Consider the following 17,928-nt stretch of genomic DNA (forward strand, 5'->3'; position numbering starts at 1 on the left):
GCGATCAGAGGAAGTTGGCCAGGGTAAGCTGCGACAGCTTGCCGGTGATCGAGTAGGTGGCCCGCAACTGGTTCATGGCGTCCAGCAGCTCGGTGGCCACCTCGTACTCGTCGGCCTTCTCGATGCGGTTGACCTGCTGTTCGGTCAGGTATCCCACGTCCTCGTGACGGTTCTTCAGCGTGTTCAGCCGGTCCTCGGTGACGCCGATGGCCGTCCGGGTGTCGATCACCTTCGCAGCCGCGGACTTGAGGTTCGGCGCCGCGCGCGAGGCCAGGGCGTGGTAGTGGTCGGCGTTGTCGCCGCCATGCTCCACCGCCGCCAGGATCGCCGCCGCCTTCAGCGTGTCGACGAAGGCCGTCTCGTTGGCGCGGGCGCCGTAGGAGACGTAGGTGCCGTCGTCCACCTTGGCGACCACGGTGTTGCGGGCCTCGGGGATGTCTTCGGGGCGGCGGCCGGTGGGCGCCCAGTTGGTGCCGTCCCAGACACGGGTGGCGGCCGGAGTGACCGATGTGTCGTCGATCTCCTGCCCCAGTTCCGGCGTCGTCCAGGTCCAGGCGAAGCCGTCGTAGGTGCCGATGCGCTTGGGGTTGGCGTTGTCGTCGATCAGCGTGGTCGGCTGCGGGTCGACGACGCTCCAGGTCGAGGTGCCGGCGTCCCAGCGCATCACGGCGTCGGACCGGTCGCCGCCGGCCTGGTCGCCGGCCAGCACCTGCACGCCGTCGGTGCCCGGATCGAAGACCTGCCAGTTGGCGCCGTCGTACTCCACGATCTGGCCGCGCAGGTCGGCCGGCTGCGGCGGGCTGTCCCAGTTGGCGTTGGTGTCGGCCACCGCGCGGGTGCCGGCGGTCGGCGCGGCGAAGGACCAGGATGCGCCGTCCCAGGTGGCGATTTCGCCGGCGTGCGTGTCGAACGGGTCGCCGCCGGTCGGCGTCGCGCCGACCAGGAACTGGTCGCCGGCCTTGGGGTTGGCCGGGGCGTCGTTCAGCGCCGGCAGGCCGGCGGCGGAGCCCTGGATGTGCCCGTCGACGGTGACGTTGGGCATGCCCGGGCCATTGTACCACTTTACCGTCGTGTTGCCGGCGCTGGCCAGCCGCGTGGCGCCCGTGGCGGGGTCGCCCTCGGGGATGCGCGGCGGGTTGTCCTCGAAGAAGCTGTCGGCGGCGGCGGCCGAGGCGGCGCCCGAAACCTCGCCGGCGACCAGCTCCTTCACGCGGGCTTCCAGCGCCACGCGGAAGTTGATGGCGGTCTGCTCGGCGGTGTCGCCGATCTCGTATTCCACCACGTCGGTGGGCGGCGTGCCGATCTTGGCCGAAACACCCTTCATGACGATGGTCGTCTCGGTGCCGTCGGGCAGTTCGAAGGTCAGGTCCACCTGATCGCCCGGCGCGCCGGGGCCGGTGAAGGTCAGGTCGCCGCGGGCGCCGTTGGCCGTCTCGTAGAGGCCGGGCATGGAGGCCGAGCCGTCGATTTCCACGCCGCGCAGCTTGAGGCCGAAGACGCCGCCCTCGCTCTTGAGGCTCAGGGTCTCGGGCGCCAGTGCGCCCTCGCCGCGGGTGATGGACAGGCGGCCCATGCCGTCGTCGCCGACGTTGGCGTCCAGCCAGAGCTGGGAGAATTCCTTCAGGCCCATCTTGCCCGGCGTGCCGTTCATGATGGCGTCCTGGTTGGTCACCGGGCGCGTCTGCGTCTCGGCGCCGGCGAAGACGTAGCGGCCGTCGATGTTGCTGTTCAGCGCCGTGATCATGCTTTCCAGCGCCCCTTCGGCCTCGCGCGGGATCTGCTGAAGCTGGATGTCGGCGTCGGTGTTGAGCGCGGTCATGCCGTTGATGCCCAGGCGGTCGCCGGCCTGCTGCAGCACGTCCAGCGCGCCCTGGATGCCTTCGGTGCGGGTGGAGACCTGGCTGATGGTGCGCAGGTAGCCGTCCAGGCCCGACACCTTCTGGCGCAGGCCCTGCACCACGTTGGACTCGCTGCCCAGGTCGCCGTGGGTGAAGGCCTTCTTGCCCGTCGCCTGCTGCTCCTGCAGGCGCGCGATGTCGGTCTGCAGGTCGCTGATGGACTTGCGCAGCTGCAGGTTCTGGCCGAGCGCCGTGGTGTTCTGGTAGGTCGACGGAGTGTAGAAACCGGAAATGCTGGTCATGGTCGTCGTCCTCGGCTTAGCGCAGGCTCATCAGGTCGTCGAACAGGCGGTCCACGGTCTGGACCACCTTGGCCGACGCCGAATAGGCCGATTGCAGCAGGATCAGTTCCGCCAGTTCGTCGTCGACGTTGACGCCGGTCATCGAGGAATGGCGCTGTTCCAGAAGCGTCGTGCGGGTCGCCTGGTCTTCCGACAGCGACTGCTGGGTGGTCGCCTCCATGCCCTGGTAGGACACGACGGCCCGGCCCAGGTCCAGGATGGTGCCCTTGTAGGGATGGGTCGCGTCGCCCAGGCCCGTGTTGGGCGAGTAGGTGAACCGCGTCTCGGTCAACTGGTCCATCAGGAAGCGCGGGCGCGCGTTGTCGCCCACCGCCACCTCGCCATGTTCGGCGGTGTAGCGCACCAGCAGCGTGTCGTCGTCGACGACATTGGTGTTGACGCCGATACGGCCCGCGAAGCCCACCTTTTCCCAGACCGTGCTCGACAGGTTGCCGGTGTATGCCTCCTGCTCGATGCGGGGGCTGTTGCCGTTGGCGAACAGGTTGAGCATGGGACCGTCGGCCGGCGTGGTGCTGGCCTGGTGCAGGGCCACGTTGTCGATGGACACCGTCGCGGTGGTGGTGGAGATGTTCAGGCGCTCGCCGGTGGCCGAGAACAGGCCGCCGATGGGCATGGCGCTGCTCATGGCCGTGGCGATGCGGTTGGCGAGGCCCTGGTTCTGGGCGCCCACGCCCGTGATGTCCACGAAGACCGCGTTGTCGGGGTCCGGCACGCGGTTGAGAAGGTCGGTGTTGGAGGCGTCGTCGACGAAGTAGACCGTCATCGACTTCTCCATGCCGCCCTGCGTGTAGGAGATCGCCATGCGGTCGCCGTCCTGCACGCGCAGCACCTGATCGCTGCCGCTGGCGCGCGTGATCGGCGCCTCGGCGGCGTCCGTGAAGTCCATGGAGCGCGTGTTGGTGCCGGTCAGCGGGATGGTCGTCTCGCGGTCGGCCATGCCCAGCGCCAGGTTGTGGGCGATTTCGTCCAGCTGCGCCTGGGCCTCGGGCAGCCGCTCGTCGCGCAGCTCCAGCAGGCCGGCGATCTTGCCCTGGCGCGGCGGGCCGTCTTCCAGCAGGTCGACGCGGGTGCCGCCCGGGCTGACCAGCGTCAGCGAGCCGACACCCCGTTCCACGTCGTCGGTGGAATAGGCGTCGTTGGCGGTCAGCACCTGGCGGCCATCGAAGGACAACTGGGCGGCGCGCTCGTTCACCAGCACGTGGCCCGAGTTGGTGAACACCGTCATGGCGCCGTCGCCGCGCTCCACCGTGCGGATGTCCATGTTGCGCGCCAGCGTCTGGAGGTGGATGTCGCGGCGGTCCTCCAGGTCGGCGGTGGTCAGGTTGGCCGCCTCGCGGTTGGCGATCTCGCGGTTCAGCTGCTCGATGCCCTTCAGCGCATTGTTCACCTCGTCGACGGCCAGCGACAGGCTCTTTTCCGTCTCGCTGCGCATGTCCTGCACGGCTTCGGACAACTGGTTCAGTTCGCGCGCCACGGCGTCGGCCTGGGAGATGACCGCCTTGCGGACGCCGGCGTTCTCCGGGTTGTCCACCAGTTCGCCCATGCGGATCGACAGCGTGTTGACGGCATAGGCGATGGAGGTTTCCTGATCGGGCCGGCCGAACAGTTCGTCCACGCGCGTCAGGTAGTCGGTGACCGTGTCCAGGCGCTCGGACCGGCTGATCTCGGCGCGCAGGCTTTGCAGCAGGCGCTGGTCCACCTGGCGCTGGGTCGGCAGGATGCGGACGCCGGCGCCGTCGCCGTCCAGGATGGCGTTCTCACGCGGGGCGATCTTCTTGGTGTAGCCCGCCGTGTTGGCGTTGGCGACGTTGCGCGAGACGACGTCCAGGCCGATCTGGTTGGCCTTCAGACCCGTCACTGCATTGTTGAGCGCGCTGAAAAGGCTCATCGGAGGAACTTCCTTCGGGTGGGGCCGGCGCCGCGCGAGGCGGCGGCGGTGGTATTTCTCCCCGGGTTGCGACGCGGCCCGCCTTCTACGGGCCGGCGCCGGCGGAGGTGCTGGCGGCGGTCACCCGCGCGTCAGCGCTTGAGGTTCACCACTTCTTCCAGCATCTGGTCGGCGGTGCGCACCGTCTTGGAGTTGGCCGAGTAGGCGCGCTGGGTGACGATCATCTTGGTGAACTCGTCGGCGATATCGACGTTGGACTGCTCCACCGCCGAGGCGATGATGTTGCCCGCGCCGGCCTGGCCGGACTCGGCGATCAGCGGATCACCGGATTCCGGGGTGCGCTTGAACGAGCCGCCGTCCATGCGCTTCAACTCGTCGGGCGAGGCGAAGGTCGCGAGCGGCACCTGATAGAGCGTGCGCGAGCGGCCGTTGTCGTAGTTGGCGACCACGTAGCCGAAGTCGTTGATGAACACGTCGGTCAGGATGCCGGCCTGATAGCCGTCCTGGTCCAGACGGTATACCGCGATGTCATCGGCGTAGTACTGGGTCAGCAGGGTGTTGGGCTGGCCGTCGTTGGGATCGTTGTCGATGCCCGTGAAGTCCAGCGTCATCTCCTCGCCGAAGCCGCTGAAGGTGTTGGGCGGCAGCGTCAGCGTGCCGGCGAAGGCGGTGGGCGTGCCGCCCGGCGTGGTGGCCACCTGGGTCGGGCTGCCGTTCACGAAGGTGAAGGTGCCCAGGTGCGTCCACGGGTCGGTGCCGCCGTTGGGGTCCTTGGCGATCAGCGACCACTGGTCGTCCACGCCGGTGTTGACCCAGCGCATCTGCACGTCGACCGGGGTGCCCAGGTCGTTGTAGATGGTCACCGCGCCGCCCGAGTAGCTGCCGTTGGCCTGATAGAGGGCCGTCTCGTCGTTGTTGGCGAGGTATCGGGCGTAGGTGGCGCCGCCGGCGACGGTGGCGCTCTGGTTGATCGTCGGGTTGCCGACGAAGATCAGCGAGTTGGCCGTCTGCGTCACGCCCGCGGCGGCAGCATCGGCGGCTTCCGCGGCGTCGGTCGTGTCCGGATGAATGACGAAGCCGCCGGCGCCGCCGCCGTCGATCTGGTCGGCGAAGGCTTCCAGGAAGCCTTCCAGGTTGAAGTGGGTGCCCTGGTCGTAGGCCAGCGAGTATTCGGTGTCGTTGATCGTCATGGAGATGACGTCGCCGTTGTTGATGTTCGACAGGGCGCCGGCGAAGTTCACCTCGGTGTAGGACTGCGTGGTCGTCGGGTTGATGACGGTGGCGTTGACGTTGGCGTTGCCGTCGGTGAACACCGGATCGGCCGAGCCGGCGGCGACCGTCAGGGTGTTGGCGGCCGTGTTGGTGGTGATCGTGTAGGCCGGATACTGCGACTGAAGCTGGCTCGCCAGGTTGTCGAGGGCCTGGTTCAGCGCGGTGGCGCCGGTGCCGGTGATGCCGGCGGTGGCGGCCTCGGCCGGGGTCAGGTCGTAGGTGTTGCCGTCGACGGTGACCGACACGGTGTCGGTGGCGGTGTCATAGCCGGCGGCCGAGCCCGAGTAGTCCCAGGTGCTGGTCTGCGGCTGCTGCGGGTTCGTGCTGGCCGTGACCGAGGAGGGGAACGAGCCCGCGTTGGCCGGCAGGTTGGCGTTGTAGTTGACGCGCGTCGTCATGTTGGCCTGCATCACATCGGTCTCGATGCGGATGGGCTCGTTGACGTCCGAGGTGTTCAGCGTGTCCTCGTCCAGCACGCGGCGACCGTTCAGGTAGTAGTTGCCGCCGTTCTTCAGGTAGCCGAACTTGTCCATCTGGAAGTCGCCGCGGCGGCTGAAGATTTCCTCGTTGTCGAAGGACACGCCGGTCGGCGTCACCGAGTTGGCCTCCGACACCAGGAAGAAGCCGTTGCCCGAGATGCCCATGTTGGTGGTGATCTGGGTCTGGCTGATGTCGCCGCCGATGGAGTGGCGGTAGCGCGGCGTGGCGATCACGCCGCCGGGCTGGTGGCCCATGCGGTTGGACAGGGTGACCAGCTCGGCGAAGCTGGTGTCGATGCGCTTGAAGCCCACCGTCTGGCTGTTGGCGATGTTGTCCGAGATGTGGCCCAGCGACTTGCTCTGGGCCTTCATCCCGGAAACGGCCGCGTTCATCGCACCGTAGACAGTCATCGCATCCGTGCTCCTTGATCCCGGCCCCGCCATCCATGTCGGCCGGGCCCATACGCAAAAAGGTCTACGACCGTATCTGCAAGCCCCGTGCCAGCGGTGCGGCAAGAAGAGAGCGGCGGGTTTCCGCGCCTTCCAGAGGTCCGGGGCAAATTCTTCCGCCGGTGCGGCGGTGCCGGGGGCAGAATTTTCCCGGTCGGTCCTGCCGGGTAGAAGGGAGGGCCCGCCCCGGGCGTCGGGCGTCGGGCATCGGGCGTCCCGCCGGCCCCCACGCGACGACGCCCCGCCGGGGTGCGGCGGGGCGTCGATGGCCGGGCATTCTGCCCTTGAGCGGGTCTTTTCCCCGCAAAGGCGCTCTTAGAGTGTCGGCTTCTCCGTCACCGCGCCGATCTGGCTGAGCGGCAGCGCTGCCCCGTTGATGGTCACGTAGGGCTCCTTGCCGTCGGTGGAGGCGCCGGTGATGCGCGCCTGGACGGTGGTCCAGCTGTCCACCGGCTCGCCCTTGGTGTTCTTGCTGCTCAGCTTGACGGTGTATTCCCCGTCGGGCAGCTGCGTGCCGTCCTGGGCGCGGCCGTCCCAGGTCATCACGTGGTTGCCCTGGGCGGTCTTGCCGCTCATGGTGCGCACCAGCACGCCCTTGTCGTCGTAGAAGTCCAGCTTGGTGCTGGCGGCGTCGGAGGCCAGGCTGTAGGCGAACTTCACCTTGCCGTCGGCCAGGGTCACCAGGTTGTCCTGCACCTCGGCGTACTTGCCGATGAAGCCCAGCGCCAGCGAGTTCATGCTGCTCTGCTGCAGGCTGATCTGCTGTTCCAGGTTCTCGTTAATGCCGATCTGCTGCTCGACCTGGGAGAAGCCCACAAGCTGCTGGGTGAACTCGTTGGACTCCATGGGCGACAGCGGGTCCTGGTTCTGCAGCTGGGTGGTCAGCATCATCAGGAAGGCGTCCAGGTCCTCGGCCAGCTTCTTCTTGGCGCCGGGGGTCTTGCTCGCCTCGGCCGCCTGCTGGGCCTGGGTCTGGGAGTACGCCTGGACGGGATTGGAAACGGTCATCTGTTTGCTCCTCAGACCTTGACGTTGACGCCGCCGCGGGCGGCCGCGCGTTCGGCGGCCAGCGTGTCGGCGTCGACGGGCTGTTCGGTGTCGGCGGCGGCGTCGCCCTCGCCGGAGGCGCCGTCACGGCCCTGCTGGCCGTCGGCGCCCGCCTGGGCGTTCTGCTGTTCGCCGCGCAGCTGGAAGTGCAGCGAGGTGTCGTCGGTGCGCAGGCCGGCGTCCTGCAGGGCGCGCTCCAGCCCCTTGGCGTCCGAGCGCAGGAGGTCCAGCGCCTCGGGATTGTCGGCGGTGACGGTGGCGCGGACGTGGCCTTCCTGGCCGAAATCCAGCTTGACGTCGACGCGGCCCAGCTTTTCGGGCCGCACCTGCAGGGTGATCGAGCCCTTGCGGGTCGCGGCGGCGGAGGTGAGCTGGCTGCGCAGGGTGTCGGCCAGGTCGCGCAGGCGGCTGTAGCCATCGGGATCGGGGCGCTGCTGCAAGGCCTGGGCAAAACGATCGCCCGATGCTCCCGCCGTGCCCGCCCGGCCGAGGCCGGGCGGCGTGAACCCGCCGTCGCCGCCGCTGAAGGCGCCGCCGCCGGTGCCCTGGCCGAAGCCCTCGCCGAACCCGCCGGTCCCGCCGCCCTGGGTGCCGAGTCCGCTGAAGCCGGCCGGCATGCCGGCGGCCTTGGCAGCTGCGGCGGTGGTCGTGCCGGCCTGGCCGCTGCCGAGCGTGCCGGCGCCCGCGGTGCCCTTGCCGCCGGACGCGGAGCCGGTGGCACCCGTCTGGCCGGCCGTCGTCGCAGCGGCGCGCGGGGCGGCGGAGGCGGCCTGCGCGTTGGCCGAGGCTGCCGCCTGGGCATGGGTCGAACCGTTGGGCGTGGTGGTGGTCTGGGCGCCCTTGCCGCCGTTGGCGATGGGCGCGCGGGCCTCGGCGTCCGCCTTGGCCTGGGCCTGAGCCTGGACATCGGCCTGCGCCTGGGGCTGCGGGGCCTGACCGCCGGCCGCCTGCTTGGCCGGGGACGCCTGGCCGCCCTGCGGCTGACCCTGCGGCGCGTCGACAGCCTGGGCCGTGGTGGCGGCCTGGCTCGTGGCTTGCGCCGGTGCCTGCTGGCCGGTCAGGGGCTGGGCCTGGGACTGGCCGGCCTGCTGCGGCGTGGCGGAGGGGCGCGACTGCGTGATGGTGACCCGGGCGGTGTCGCCGCCGGTTTCCTTCACCAGTCGCGACAGGGCGTCGGCCTGCTCGGCAGCCTTGGCGGAAGCGGGCTGCTGGCCGGCCGGACGGGCCTGGGCATCGGCGGTCTGGCTGCCCTGGGGCGGCGTGCCGTGCTGCGCCTGGGTCTGCGTCTGGCCCTGCGGCTGTGCCTGGGGAGCGGGCTGGGCCTGCGGCCGCGCGGCCGGCTCGGCATCCTTGCCGGCGGTCGCGCCCTGCGCCTGCGCCGCCTGGGCCTGAGCGGTCGGCGCGGCCGGCGCCTGACCTTGCGGCGCCGCGGCCTGCGTCGCGCGGTCTCCCTTGGCGACGGCGGCGCGACGCTCGTCCGCCGCGGCATCGTCGGAGCCGGTGTCGGCGCCGGCACGGTCGTCGGCGCGCTCATCGCGGGGCTGGTCGGGCGTCCGCGGCGGTTCGGGGCGCTGCGGAGGCGGGGCCGGACGGTCGACCGACAGCAGAGCCGTGGGTGCGCCCTTGCTGGCGGTCCCGGCAGCGGCCGCCTGCGCGGCATCGGCCACGGCCGTGGCGAACATCGCGCCCCAGTCCGTGGTCGTCTGTTCCTTGCGAGTGTCGGTTCTGGGCTGGTTCTGCTGCCAGCCGACCCGTGACACGTCCATGGTCGGGACCCTCAAAGCAATTCCTCGGCCCCAGCCGTGCAACCGCCGTGCCAGCCTCCGAAAGCGCGCGTCCCGGGGGGCTGAGGAGCTTTCGACACCCTGCGGGCGGCAGAATCTGCGCCGTCTGGGCAGGATTTGCCGGGGCGCAGGGCCCGGACGCGGCAAGGGCGGCCCACCCGAGGGATGGACCGCCCTTGTCCGATGAAGCAGCCGTGCGGCCGTCAGATCTTGTTGTTGAGCGACAGCGACCGGCGGCCGCGTTCGTTGACGTTGTCGCGCATGGCGCCGGTGTCGCCGTAGGTGGACAGCAGGTCGACGTTCATCTGCTTGGCGACGTCGACCACCGTGTCGATCACCTGGCTGACGGCGCTGATGTTGGCCTGGAGGATCTTCATGTTTTCCTCCGCCGCGTCGCGCAGCATCTGGCCGCCCTTGAGTACCGCCTGGCGCTCCTCGTCCGTCAGGCGCTTCTTGAGGTCCTCGCGCTTGTTGAGGTTGGCGAGGCTTTCCTCGTAAAGGCGCGTCAGGCCGGCCTTGCGCAGGGCGAACTTGCTGACCGCGTCGAAGTCCTTGGCTTCCACCGACGCCGTCTCGCGCTTGAGCAGGTCGTACAGCTCGTGCATCAGGTCGAACAGTTCGGCGAAGGTCGGGTAGGTCGCGTTCTTCGATGCCGAGGGCAGGGGTAGCTCCGGCCAGTCGGGAACGATGACCGGGCGCTCCTTGCGGCGGCGGATGGCCTTGGTCGCCTCGGAGGCGTCGTCGGCCTCGGCGGGCTGTTCGGGGGCCGGCTCGGCACCGGGCTGCGCCTGCGTCGGCTGCTGCTGCGCCGGCTGCGCGCCGCCGGGCTTGGCCGGACCGCCGGCGCCGGGCTTCGCGGCGGGAGCAACTCCCGGCTTTGCGGGACCGGCACCGGGCGCGGCAGGGCCGCCGGGCTTCGCCGGGCCGGGACCGCCCGGGGCCGCCGGCGTGGCGCCGGGACCCTTGGCCTTGGGTGCGGCGGCGGGGGCGTTTCCGCCGCCGGCCGGAGCCCCCGGACGCGCGGGGCCGCCGGGCGCGGCAGGACCCGCAGGACCCGCCGGACCCTTCGCCGCGGCTGCGGGACCGCCCGGCGCCGGCGCACCGCCGGGTCCGCCAGGCTTGCCGGGGGCGGCCGCGCCGGGTCCACCGGGAGCCGCCGGGGCGCCGCCGGGAGCAGGCGCGGCGGGACCGGCGCCAGGGGTGGCCGGACCGGGTCCGCCCGGACGCGCGGGCGCGGCTCGGCCACCGGGCGCGGCTGGGCCTCCGGGTGCCGCCGGACCGCCGGGGGCGGCAGGGCCACCGGGAGCGGCGGGACGGGCAGGGCTGGCGGCCGGACCTTTGGGCCCGCCGGGCGCCTGCGGGCCGCCCGGAGCGGCGGGGCCTGAGCCGGGGCCGGGACGCGCGGGGCCGGCGCCCGGCGGGCGCGGCGGACCAGGCGGGCGGTTGGGACCGCTCATTGGTCAACCTCCTGGGTCTGCAACAAAGCTTTCATGACTTGGTCGGCGATGCCGATGCCGCCGTTGCTGGCGATGTCCTTGCCGTACTGGTCCACCAGCATGGACCGCCACATTTCCTCGCCCTGGCCGCCGCCGAACATCTCGTCGGTCTGGATGCCCGAGAACATGTGCTGGAACATCTGCGACAGGAAGAACGCCTCGAAGTCCTGGGCCGTCTTGCGGGCCTGCTCGATGTTCTTGACGCTGCCGGGCGTAACGCTCGGGCCGCCCTGGGCGCGGGCCTGGGCGATAAGGCCGGAAACGTTCTGTCCAAGCGGGTCCATGCTCATCACATCACCTCGATTTCGGCCTGCAGGGCGCCGGCCGCCTTGATGGCCTGGAGAATGCTGATCATGTCGCGGGGGCCGATGCCCAGCGCGTTCAGTCCGTCGACCAGTTCCTGAAGGCTGACGCCGCCGTCGACGATGCCCAGCCGCCGGTCTTCGTCCTCGTCCACCTCGATGTCGGTGCGCGGCACGATGGCGGTCTGACCGGTCTCGGAGAAGGGCGCGGGCTGGCTGACCTGGGGCGTTTCGGTCACCCGGATGGTCAGGCTGCCCTGAGCGATGGCGACGCGCGAGACGCGCACGTTGTCGCCGATGACAATGATGCCGGTGGCCTCGTCGATGACCACGCGGGCCAGCTGGTCGGGCTGGACGCGCAGCTGCTCGATGTCGGTCAGCAGGTTCACCACGTCGGTGTTCGGCGGGACGATGACCTGCACCGTGCCCGGGTCGGTCGGCGTCGCGGCCGGCGTGCCAAGGTAGGCGTTGACCGCCTGCGCGATGCGCCGGGCGGTGGTGAAGTCGGGGTTGCGCAGGGCCAGCTTGACCTGGTTGAGGTCGCGCAGCTCGAACGGGATCTCGCGCTCGATGATGGCGCCGTTGGGGATGCGGCCCGAGGTCGGCACGCCCTTGGTCACCGTCTCGGCCTGGCCCTGGGCCTTGAAGCCGCCCACCTGCACCTGGCCCTGGCCGACGGCGTAGACCTCGCCGTCCGCGCCCAGCAGCGGGGTGACCAGCAGCGTGCCGCCGAGCAGGCTTTCGGCCGTGCCCAGCGCGCTGACGGCCACGTCGATGCGGCTGCCCTGGCGGGAGAACGGCGGCAGTTCGGCGGTGACCATGACGGCCGCCACGTTCTCGCTGTCGATGTCGATGCCGCGGGTGTTGACGCCCAGGCGCTCCAGCATGCTCACCAGGCTTTCGCGGGTGAAGGGGGCGTCGTCCAGGTCGTCGCCGCTGCCGTCCAGGCCGACGACGATGCCGTAGCCCACCAGCAGGTTGTCGCGCACGCCCTCGAAGTCGGCGATGTCCTTGATGCGCGAGGCGGCTAAGGCCGGCGCGGGCGCCAGCGCGCCCGTCAGCACCGCGCAGGCCGTCAGCACCGACAGCGCGACGGCGGCCAGGCGGCGCAGAGAGAGGCGGCGGCGGTGACTGGTCACGATCGGATCGTCCTTCTTACCAACTGTCTGGTCCCTTCATGCGAACGGCGTGCCACACGTTGAACAGGGCGGCGCCGCGCGCGAAAGGGGGGCGACCGGACCCGCGGATAGGCAAACTTTGCCGTGCCGGTGGCGCCGATTCCCTCTTTCCCGCGGGGGCGGTGCGTCCTAGACTCTATGCGGGTGTCATTAACACACGGTTGACGCGGATGAAGATTTCCGGCCCTGGTCCCGGTGGCGGACAGCGTCGCACCGACAAGACCAGCAAGGACAAGAGCGCCGATTTCGCCCGGGCTTTGCGCCGTTTCAGCGCAGAGGCCAAGGACGATGCGGGCGCGCAAGGCGCGCGCGCGGCCGATGCGCCGTCGCAGGTGGGCGGGCTGGAAGCCCTTCTGGCCGCGCAGATGGTGGACGGCGTCGACGCGACCGGCGACGAGGCCGGCCGCCGCAAGCGTCAGGCCGCCATGCTTCAGCGCGGCGAGGACATCCTCGACCGGCTGGAGGAGTTGCGCGTCGGCCTGTTGCTGGGCCACGTCCCCAAGGACCGTCTGTCCGGGCTCGCCCGCCTGGTGCGCGAACAGCGCGAGGACGCCCAGGACCCGCAACTGGCGGCCCTGCTGGACGAGATCGAGCTGCGCGCCGAGGTGGAACTCGCCAAGCTCGAGCGTGGCTGACGATCCCGGTTCCGACACCGGCGGAAACAACCGCGGTCCGCGGCCGGCCCGGCCGCTCGGGCGAAATGGACGCTTGCTCCTTGCATCGCGGGTCGATATACAAAGCCCCACTGAAAGATAACGAACAGGGTTGAACAGGCATGACCGTCACGCTTCCGCCCGACTATCGACCGTCGGACGACGAGCCGTTCATGAACGACCTGCAGCGGGAATATTTCCGCCAGAAGTTGCTGAAGTGGCGCGCCGAACTGCACCGTGAAGCCGAGGAAACCCTCGAGCACCTCCAGGAGGGCGGTTTGCAGGAGCCGGACCTAGCCGACCGGGCGTCGGCCGAGATGGACCGCAGCCTGGAGCTGCGCACCCGCGACCGGGCCCGCAAGCTGATCTCCAAGATCGACGCGGCGCTCAACCGCATCGAGGAAGGCACCTACGGCTACTGCGAGGAAACCAACGAGCCCATCAGCCTCAAGCGCCTGGAGGCCCGCCCGATCGCCACCCTGTCGATCGAGGCCCAGGAACGCCACGAGCGCATGGAGCGCACCCACCGCAGCGACTGACGCGCGGCCGGGATCAAAGAATAAGGCGGGCGGCTTCGCAAGGAGCCGCCCGCTTTTTCGTGGCCCGGCGAGGGCGGGAAGCGCGCGTGAATGGCCGGGCCATCCCCTCGCGCCGTTTCTCGCGCCACTCCCGCCCGGTCAGAACGGGAAGATGATGTCGAAGATCTGCTGTCCGTAGCGCGGCTGCTGAACGTCGGAGATGGTGCCGCGGCCGCCATAGCTGATGCGCGCCTCGGCGATTTTGTCGACGTCGATGGTGTTGTCGGACCGGATGTCCTGCGGCCGCACCACGCCGGTCACCTGAAGCTCGCGCAGTTCGTTGTTCACGCGGACCTCCTGCCGGCCGGCCACCACAAGATTGCCGTTGGGCAGGACCTGCGTGACCACCGCCGCCAGGCGGACGTCGATGGTTTCGCTGCGCTGGATGGTGCCGCTGCCCGAGGAGCCGGAATCGCTTTCGGCGCTCAGCAGGTTGCCGGGGTCCACCTCGTCGGGAAGGATGGCCCCAAGCTGGCTTTCGAAGCCCAGGAAGCCCGGAAGGCCGGCGCTTTCGTTCGCCCCGCGCGAGCGGTTTGTGGAGTTGCTCAGCGCCGCGTTCTCGTTCTGGATGTTCACCACCACCGTCAGGATGTCGCCGATGTCGTTGGCGCGCTGGTCCTTGAAGAAGGCGCGCGAGCCCGGGCGCCACAGGCTGTTGACGTTGGGGTCGGCCTCCTGCACCCGCGGCATGGGCATGCTGACGGGGCGGTAGTTGCGGGCCTCCACCGGGTTCTCGATGGTCGACATCTTGGGCGGCTCGCCCACCTCGGACAGACGCTGGATGGCGTTGCACCCCGACAGCGCGACGACGGCGAGGCCGAGCGCGAGGCCGCGGACGACGGGGGCGGGAAGGCGCGAAATCATGGTCTCAACTCCCGGGGGCGGGCACGGCGCCGGCCTCAGCGGCCGGCGGCGGGCCGCCCATGCTGCACGGTCACGGCATTGTGGTCGGTGACCACGGCGGTGACGGTGGTGTTGCTCTGCAGGTTCTGGATGCGGACCTGATCGCCCAAGCCGCCGTGTTCCATGGCGCGGCCCTGGGTGGTCAGGGTCATGAAGGGGGTGCTGTAGCTCATGGTCACGACGTCGCCCTTGGACACCATGCGCGGGCGCTGCACCTGGATTTCGGTCACCGGCGCGCCCGCCTGCACGAAGCGGCGCGGCGTGCGGCCGACGAGCTGTCCCGGGTCGGTCAGCGTGTCGCGCTTGAGCTGGTCGACGCGCAGGGTCACGTAGTCGATGTCGTCGGGCTCGATCAGTTCGCCGTGGCGCATGGTCGAGCGCAGCACGGGCACGGCGGTGGTCAGGAACACCCGCCCGGCGACGCGCAGGCGCTGGGCCGTCGGGCTGCCGGCCGGCACTTCCAGCGCGGCCGTGAAGCGCTGGCGGCCGGGATCGTACTGAAGGTCGTCCACGGCAACCTTCGAGCCGGCGGCCGTGGCGATGCGGATGCTGTCGGACGTGCCGTTCAGCTTGATGTCCGCCTGGTCGGGCATGCCGCGCTCCATGAGGTGCGGGCGCAGGGCCTCGATGATCTGGGCGCGGCCGACCATGTCGCTGTCGCGCACCACGATCACCTGATCGAAGCGCCCGAGCGGGGCCCAGTCCAGGGCGTGCTGCTGTGCGACGCGGCGCAGCCAGTCGGCATCGTAGACGACGCTCTCGCCGATGCGCGGCGCGGCGGCGACCACGGCGTCCTGACGCGGCGGCAGGTTGTCGAAGATGTCGCTCAGGCGCACATAGGCGCCGTCCACCGTGGCTTCCGGGCGCAGTGTCAGGGGCCCGGCAAATTCTGCCGGGCGCGCAGCCTCCAGCGCCCGGGGCTCGGTCAGACCCTGGGGCGAAAGGTTCATCGGCTGCTCCTGCGCCGCCTGCGCCGCACCGGCCGCCAGGGTCAGGGCCGCGCCGGCAAGGGCGAGGCCCCGCGCAAGGGCGCGGCAGGGCTTGGCAGGGCTGCGAGGCATCAGGCGCGGCATGGCCCGGTCTCCGTGGTTCCACGTTTCCGGCCGCCGTTATAACCCGGCAAGTGTTACCGAAGGCTTTATCGCAGCGCCGGCGCCCGCGCCGGTCCCGCCGCCTTCGGCCGCGGCCTTACTTGAGCTGGTTGACGGTGCCCATCATCTCGTCGGAGGTCTTGATCACCTTGGAATTCATCTCGTAGGCCCGCTGGGCGGAAATGAGGTCGGTGATTTCTGAGACCACGTTGACGTTGGAATTCTCGATGAAGTGCTGCCGCACCACGCCGTAGCCCGGCGTGCCCGGCACGGCCACGTTGGAGGCGCCGGACGCGGCGGTCTCCAGGTACAGGTTCTTGCCCTGGGCCTCCAGGCCCGCCTCGTTGGCGAAGGTGGCGAGCTGCAGCTGGCCGACGTTCTGCGGCTCCACCTGGCCGTCGATGTCCACCAGCACCTCGCCGGACTCGTTGACCGTCACGCCCACGGCATCCTGCGGAATGGTGAGGCCCGGCAGCACGGTATAGCCGTGGTGGGTGACCAGCGTGCCGTTGGGGTCCAGCTGGAAGCTGCCGTCGCGGGTGTAGGCGGTTTCACCGTTGGGCAGCTGGATCTGGAAGTAGCCCTTGCCCTCGATGGCCAGGTCGAAGGTGTTCTCGGTGTGCGCCAGGCTGCCCTGTTCGCTGATGCGGTAGACGGCGGCGGTGCGCACGCCCAGGCCCAGCTGCACGCCGGCCGGCACGATGGTGCCCTGGTCGGACGACGCCGAGCCGGCGCGCACCATGTTCTGGTACAGAAGGTCGTTGAACTCCGCCCGCCTGCGCGAATAGGCGGTGGTGTTCATGTTAGCGATGTTGTTCGAGATCACCTCGACGTTGGTCTGCTGGGCCAGCATGCCGGTGGCGCCGATATCCAGGCTGCGCATGATCGTCGTCCTCTTTCTCTCTCGGGTCGCTCTTCAACTATGCCGTCTTGGGCGTCAGATCTGGCCGCGGTAGGCTTCCATGGCGCGGCGCTGACGCTCGTGCTCGCTCTCGATCATCTTCTGGGCGTTGGCATAGGAGCGGTTGATCTCGATCATCCGGGTCATCTCGACCACGGCGTTGACGTTGGAGGCTTCCAGCATCCCCTGGTGGACCTGGGGTTGCTCCACCTCCTGCGGCTCCTGTTCGGTGTAGAACAGGCTGTCAGCCGCCTTCTGCATGTTCTGCGGGTCCTCGAAGGACACGACGCGCAGCTGCCCGATGGGACCGTTCTCGGTGGAGACGGTGCCTTCCTGGCTGATGGTGATGTTCGCCTCGTTGGGCGCGAAGAAGAACGGCGTGCCGTTGGTGGACATCACCGGATTGCCGTCGGAGGCGACAAGCTGGCCGTCCTCGTTCAGGCGGAAGTGGCCGTTGCGCGTGTACATGGGGCCGGCGGCCGTCTCGACCTCGAACCAGCCGTCACCGGAAATCGCCACGTCCAGCGGGTTGCCGGTGGACTGCCAGCTGCCCTCGGTCATGTCGCGGGCGACGCCGATGTCGCGGGGGAAGATGATCTTCTCCTTGAACGGGCCATCGGTGTTCAGCGACCGGGTCAGGTACTCGGTGAACATCAGCTTCTGGCCCTTGAAGCCCGGCGTGTTCATGTTGGCGATGTTGTTCGCCACCGTGTCCAGCCGGCGCCACAGGGCGTTCTGATGAGCCAGTGCGATATAGGCCGAGTTTTCCATGACTTAAGCCACCATCGGGTCGATCGGGTGAAGCGTGTCGGTGTTGCCCCGGTTCGTATGCAGGGCGCGTGCCAACTTCGCCGTTGGCGGATTTCCGCCCTTCCGGTGCCGCCGGCGGCCGGTCGCGGCATCCCTTGCCGGGCACTTTCTGCCCACCGCCTTCGCCGCAGGAGGGCGGTCAACCTCTTGTTAACCCGAAAGAGCTAGGGTACAGCCCACTGAGATACAGGCCGTCCGGCCGCTCATCCGCCGCGCGCGGGAGGGCGGCGCGGGCGGTTTCCGTCAGGTTCAGGGGGCAGAAGGGGCGCCATGCCGCACGGCACGGCGGTCCGGCCAGAAGGAGTAGCATGGCCGAGGATCTCGACGAGGATTTCGAGGAAGACGTCGACGAGGGCGGCGGGGGCGGGTCCGGCAAGAAGGGCGGCAAAAAGCTGCTTCTGATGGTCGTGCTGCCGCTGCTGCTGGTGGTGGGCGCCCTGGCGGGCGCCTATTTCGCCGGCCTCGCCGACCCGGTCCTCAACATGCTTGCCGGCGGCGAGGAGCAGTCCGAGCCGGCGCCCGCGGTGATGACCGAGGGTCAGGGCGGCGGGGCGGGCGTGCCCGTGTCGGCGGCCGTGTTCTACGACCTGCCGGAAATGCTGGTGGACATCAACTCCGCCAACAGCCGCAAGCGCACGTTCCTCAAGCTGCGCGTGGCGCTGGAACTGTCGCGGGCCAGCGACACCACCCAGGTGGAGGCGATGATGCCGCGCGTCATCGACAACTTCCAGACCTACCTCCGCGAGCTGCGGGTGGAGGATCTGCAGGGCGCCGAGGGCATGTACCGGCTGCGCGAGGAGTTGATCGTGCGCGTCAACAACGCGGTGCGCCCCGCCAAGGTCAACGACGTCCTGTTCAAGGAAATGCTCATTCAGTAGGGCCGCGTCCGGCGGCGC

General features: G+C 69.8%; 15 protein-coding genes. 3 read left to right on the plus strand and 12 right to left on the minus strand.

The genetic code is table 11. The annotated features are described in order from the left end of the window. Positions 1 to 4: 4 nt before the first annotated feature. The 8 genes from LG334_RS07480 to LG334_RS07515 form a co-directional block, all read right to left on the minus strand. Entirely contained in the window at positions 5 to 2,140 is a 2,136-nt protein-coding gene (locus tag LG334_RS07480; RefSeq protein WP_404384806.1) for a DUF2793 domain-containing protein, read from the minus strand. 16 nt (positions 2,141 to 2,156) lie between these two features. Further along, a complete protein-coding gene (gene flgK, locus LG334_RS07485) occupies positions 2,157 to 4,088 on the minus strand; it encodes a flagellar hook-associated protein FlgK (RefSeq protein WP_404384808.1) in 1,932 nt (643 codons plus the stop codon). 131 nt (positions 4,089 to 4,219) lie between these two features. After that, positions 4,220 to 6,250 (minus strand): flagellar hook-basal body complex protein, encoded by a 2,031-nt coding sequence (locus tag LG334_RS07490; RefSeq protein ID WP_404384810.1) that lies wholly within the window; start codon positions 6,248 to 6,250, stop codon positions 4,220 to 4,222. A 354-nt stretch (positions 6,251 to 6,604) separates the two neighbouring features. Continuing rightward, complete coding sequence (locus tag LG334_RS07495; RefSeq protein WP_404384812.1) at positions 6,605 to 7,297, minus strand: flagellar hook assembly protein FlgD; 693 nt, start codon at positions 7,295 to 7,297, stop codon at positions 6,605 to 6,607. 11 nt (positions 7,298 to 7,308) lie between these two features. Further along, entirely contained in the window at positions 7,309 to 9,102 is a 1,794-nt protein-coding gene (locus LG334_RS07500) for a flagellar hook-length control protein FliK (protein WP_404384814.1), read from the minus strand. A 221-nt stretch (positions 9,103 to 9,323) separates the two neighbouring features. Further along, positions 9,324 to 10,577: a hypothetical protein gene (locus LG334_RS07505; RefSeq protein ID WP_404384816.1), complete on the minus strand. Its 1,254-nt coding sequence runs from the start codon at positions 10,575 to 10,577 to the stop codon at positions 9,324 to 9,326. Next, positions 10,574 to 10,906, minus strand: coding sequence for a rod-binding protein (locus tag LG334_RS07510; protein ID WP_404384818.1), 333 nt, complete (start codon positions 10,904 to 10,906; stop codon positions 10,574 to 10,576). Before LG334_RS07510 ends, LG334_RS07505 begins: the two co-directional genes overlap by 4 nt. Then, complete coding sequence (locus tag LG334_RS07515; protein ID WP_404384820.1) at positions 10,906 to 12,057, minus strand: flagellar basal body P-ring protein FlgI; 1,152 nt, start codon at positions 12,055 to 12,057, stop codon at positions 10,906 to 10,908. Before LG334_RS07515 ends, LG334_RS07510 begins: the two co-directional genes overlap by 1 nt. Before the next feature lie 209 nt (positions 12,058 to 12,266). Here LG334_RS07515 and LG334_RS07520 point away from each other — a divergent pair, with 209 nt between their 5' ends. Then, positions 12,267 to 12,731, plus strand: coding sequence for a flagellar assembly protein FliX (locus LG334_RS07520; RefSeq protein WP_404384822.1), 465 nt, complete (start codon positions 12,267 to 12,269; stop codon positions 12,729 to 12,731). Between the two features lie 140 nt (positions 12,732 to 12,871). Further along, on the plus strand, positions 12,872 to 13,288 hold the full coding sequence (dksA, locus tag LG334_RS07525; protein WP_009542609.1) for an RNA polymerase-binding protein DksA: 417 nt from the start codon (positions 12,872 to 12,874) through the stop codon (positions 13,286 to 13,288). 138 nt (positions 13,289 to 13,426) lie between these two features. Here the strand turns inward: dksA and flgH are convergent, their stop codons facing one another. From flgH to flgF, 4 genes are all read right to left on the minus strand, one after another. After that, positions 13,427 to 14,191, minus strand: coding sequence for a flagellar basal body L-ring protein FlgH (gene flgH, locus LG334_RS07530; RefSeq protein WP_404384824.1), 765 nt, complete (start codon positions 14,189 to 14,191; stop codon positions 13,427 to 13,429). A gap of 35 nt (positions 14,192 to 14,226) precedes the next feature. Next, the gene (flgA, locus tag LG334_RS07535; protein WP_404384826.1) at positions 14,227 to 15,303 is read right to left on the minus strand and encodes a flagellar basal body P-ring formation chaperone FlgA; all 1,077 of its coding nucleotides are present in this window, start codon (positions 15,301 to 15,303) and stop codon (positions 14,227 to 14,229) included. Between the two features lie 115 nt (positions 15,304 to 15,418). Further along, a complete protein-coding gene (gene flgG / locus LG334_RS07540; protein ID WP_009542606.1) occupies positions 15,419 to 16,204 on the minus strand; it encodes a flagellar basal-body rod protein FlgG in 786 nt (261 codons plus the stop codon). Positions 16,205 to 16,258: 54 nt separating this feature from the next. After that, positions 16,259 to 16,993: a flagellar basal-body rod protein FlgF gene (gene flgF / locus LG334_RS07545; protein ID WP_404384828.1), complete on the minus strand. Its 735-nt coding sequence runs from the start codon at positions 16,991 to 16,993 to the stop codon at positions 16,259 to 16,261. Between the two features lie 347 nt (positions 16,994 to 17,340). Here flgF and LG334_RS07550 point away from each other — a divergent pair, with 347 nt between their 5' ends. Then, positions 17,341 to 17,910, plus strand: coding sequence for a flagellar basal body-associated FliL family protein (locus tag LG334_RS07550; RefSeq protein WP_404384830.1), 570 nt, complete (start codon positions 17,341 to 17,343; stop codon positions 17,908 to 17,910). The last annotated feature ends 18 nt before the right edge of the window (positions 17,911 to 17,928 follow it).

This window comes from Caenispirillum salinarum, from assembly GCF_044803115.1.
In the GTDB taxonomy this organism is placed as follows: domain Bacteria; phylum Pseudomonadota; class Alphaproteobacteria; order Rhodospirillales; family Rhodospirillaceae; genus Caenispirillum; species Caenispirillum salinarum_A.

Coding starts and splice junctions, on each gene's coding strand:
- LG334_RS07480 (WP_404384806.1), bottom strand. CDS start 2,140: ATGACCAGCATTTCCGGTTTCTACACTCCGTCGACCTACCAGAACACC.
- flgK (WP_404384808.1), bottom strand. CDS start 4,088: ATGAGCCTTTTCAGCGCGCTCAACAATGCAGTGACGGGTCTGAAGGCC.
- LG334_RS07490 (WP_404384810.1), bottom strand. CDS start 6,250: ATGACTGTCTACGGTGCGATGAACGCGGCCGTTTCCGGGATGAAGGCC.
- LG334_RS07495 (WP_404384812.1), bottom strand. CDS start 7,297: ATGACCGTTTCCAATCCCGTCCAGGCGTACTCCCAGACCCAGGCCCAG.
- LG334_RS07500 (WP_404384814.1), bottom strand. CDS start 9,102: ATGGACGTGTCACGGGTCGGCTGGCAGCAGAACCAGCCCAGAACCGAC.
- LG334_RS07505 (WP_404384816.1), bottom strand. CDS start 10,577: ATGAGCGGTCCCAACCGCCCGCCTGGTCCGCCGCGCCCGCCGGGCGCC.
- LG334_RS07510 (WP_404384818.1), bottom strand. CDS start 10,906: ATGAGCATGGACCCGCTTGGACAGAACGTTTCCGGCCTTATCGCCCAG.
- LG334_RS07520 (WP_404384822.1), top strand. CDS start 12,267: ATGAAGATTTCCGGCCCTGGTCCCGGTGGCGGACAGCGTCGCACCGAC.
- dksA (WP_009542609.1), top strand. CDS start 12,872: ATGACCGTCACGCTTCCGCCCGACTATCGACCGTCGGACGACGAGCCG.
- flgH (WP_404384824.1), bottom strand. CDS start 14,191: ATGATTTCGCGCCTTCCCGCCCCCGTCGTCCGCGGCCTCGCGCTCGGC.
- flgA (WP_404384826.1), bottom strand. CDS start 15,303: ATGCCGCGCCTGATGCCTCGCAGCCCTGCCAAGCCCTGCCGCGCCCTT.
- flgG (WP_009542606.1), bottom strand. CDS start 16,204: ATGCGCAGCCTGGATATCGGCGCCACCGGCATGCTGGCCCAGCAGACC.
- flgF (WP_404384828.1), bottom strand. CDS start 16,993: ATGGAAAACTCGGCCTATATCGCACTGGCTCATCAGAACGCCCTGTGG.
- LG334_RS07550 (WP_404384830.1), top strand. CDS start 17,341: ATGGCCGAGGATCTCGACGAGGATTTCGAGGAAGACGTCGACGAGGGC.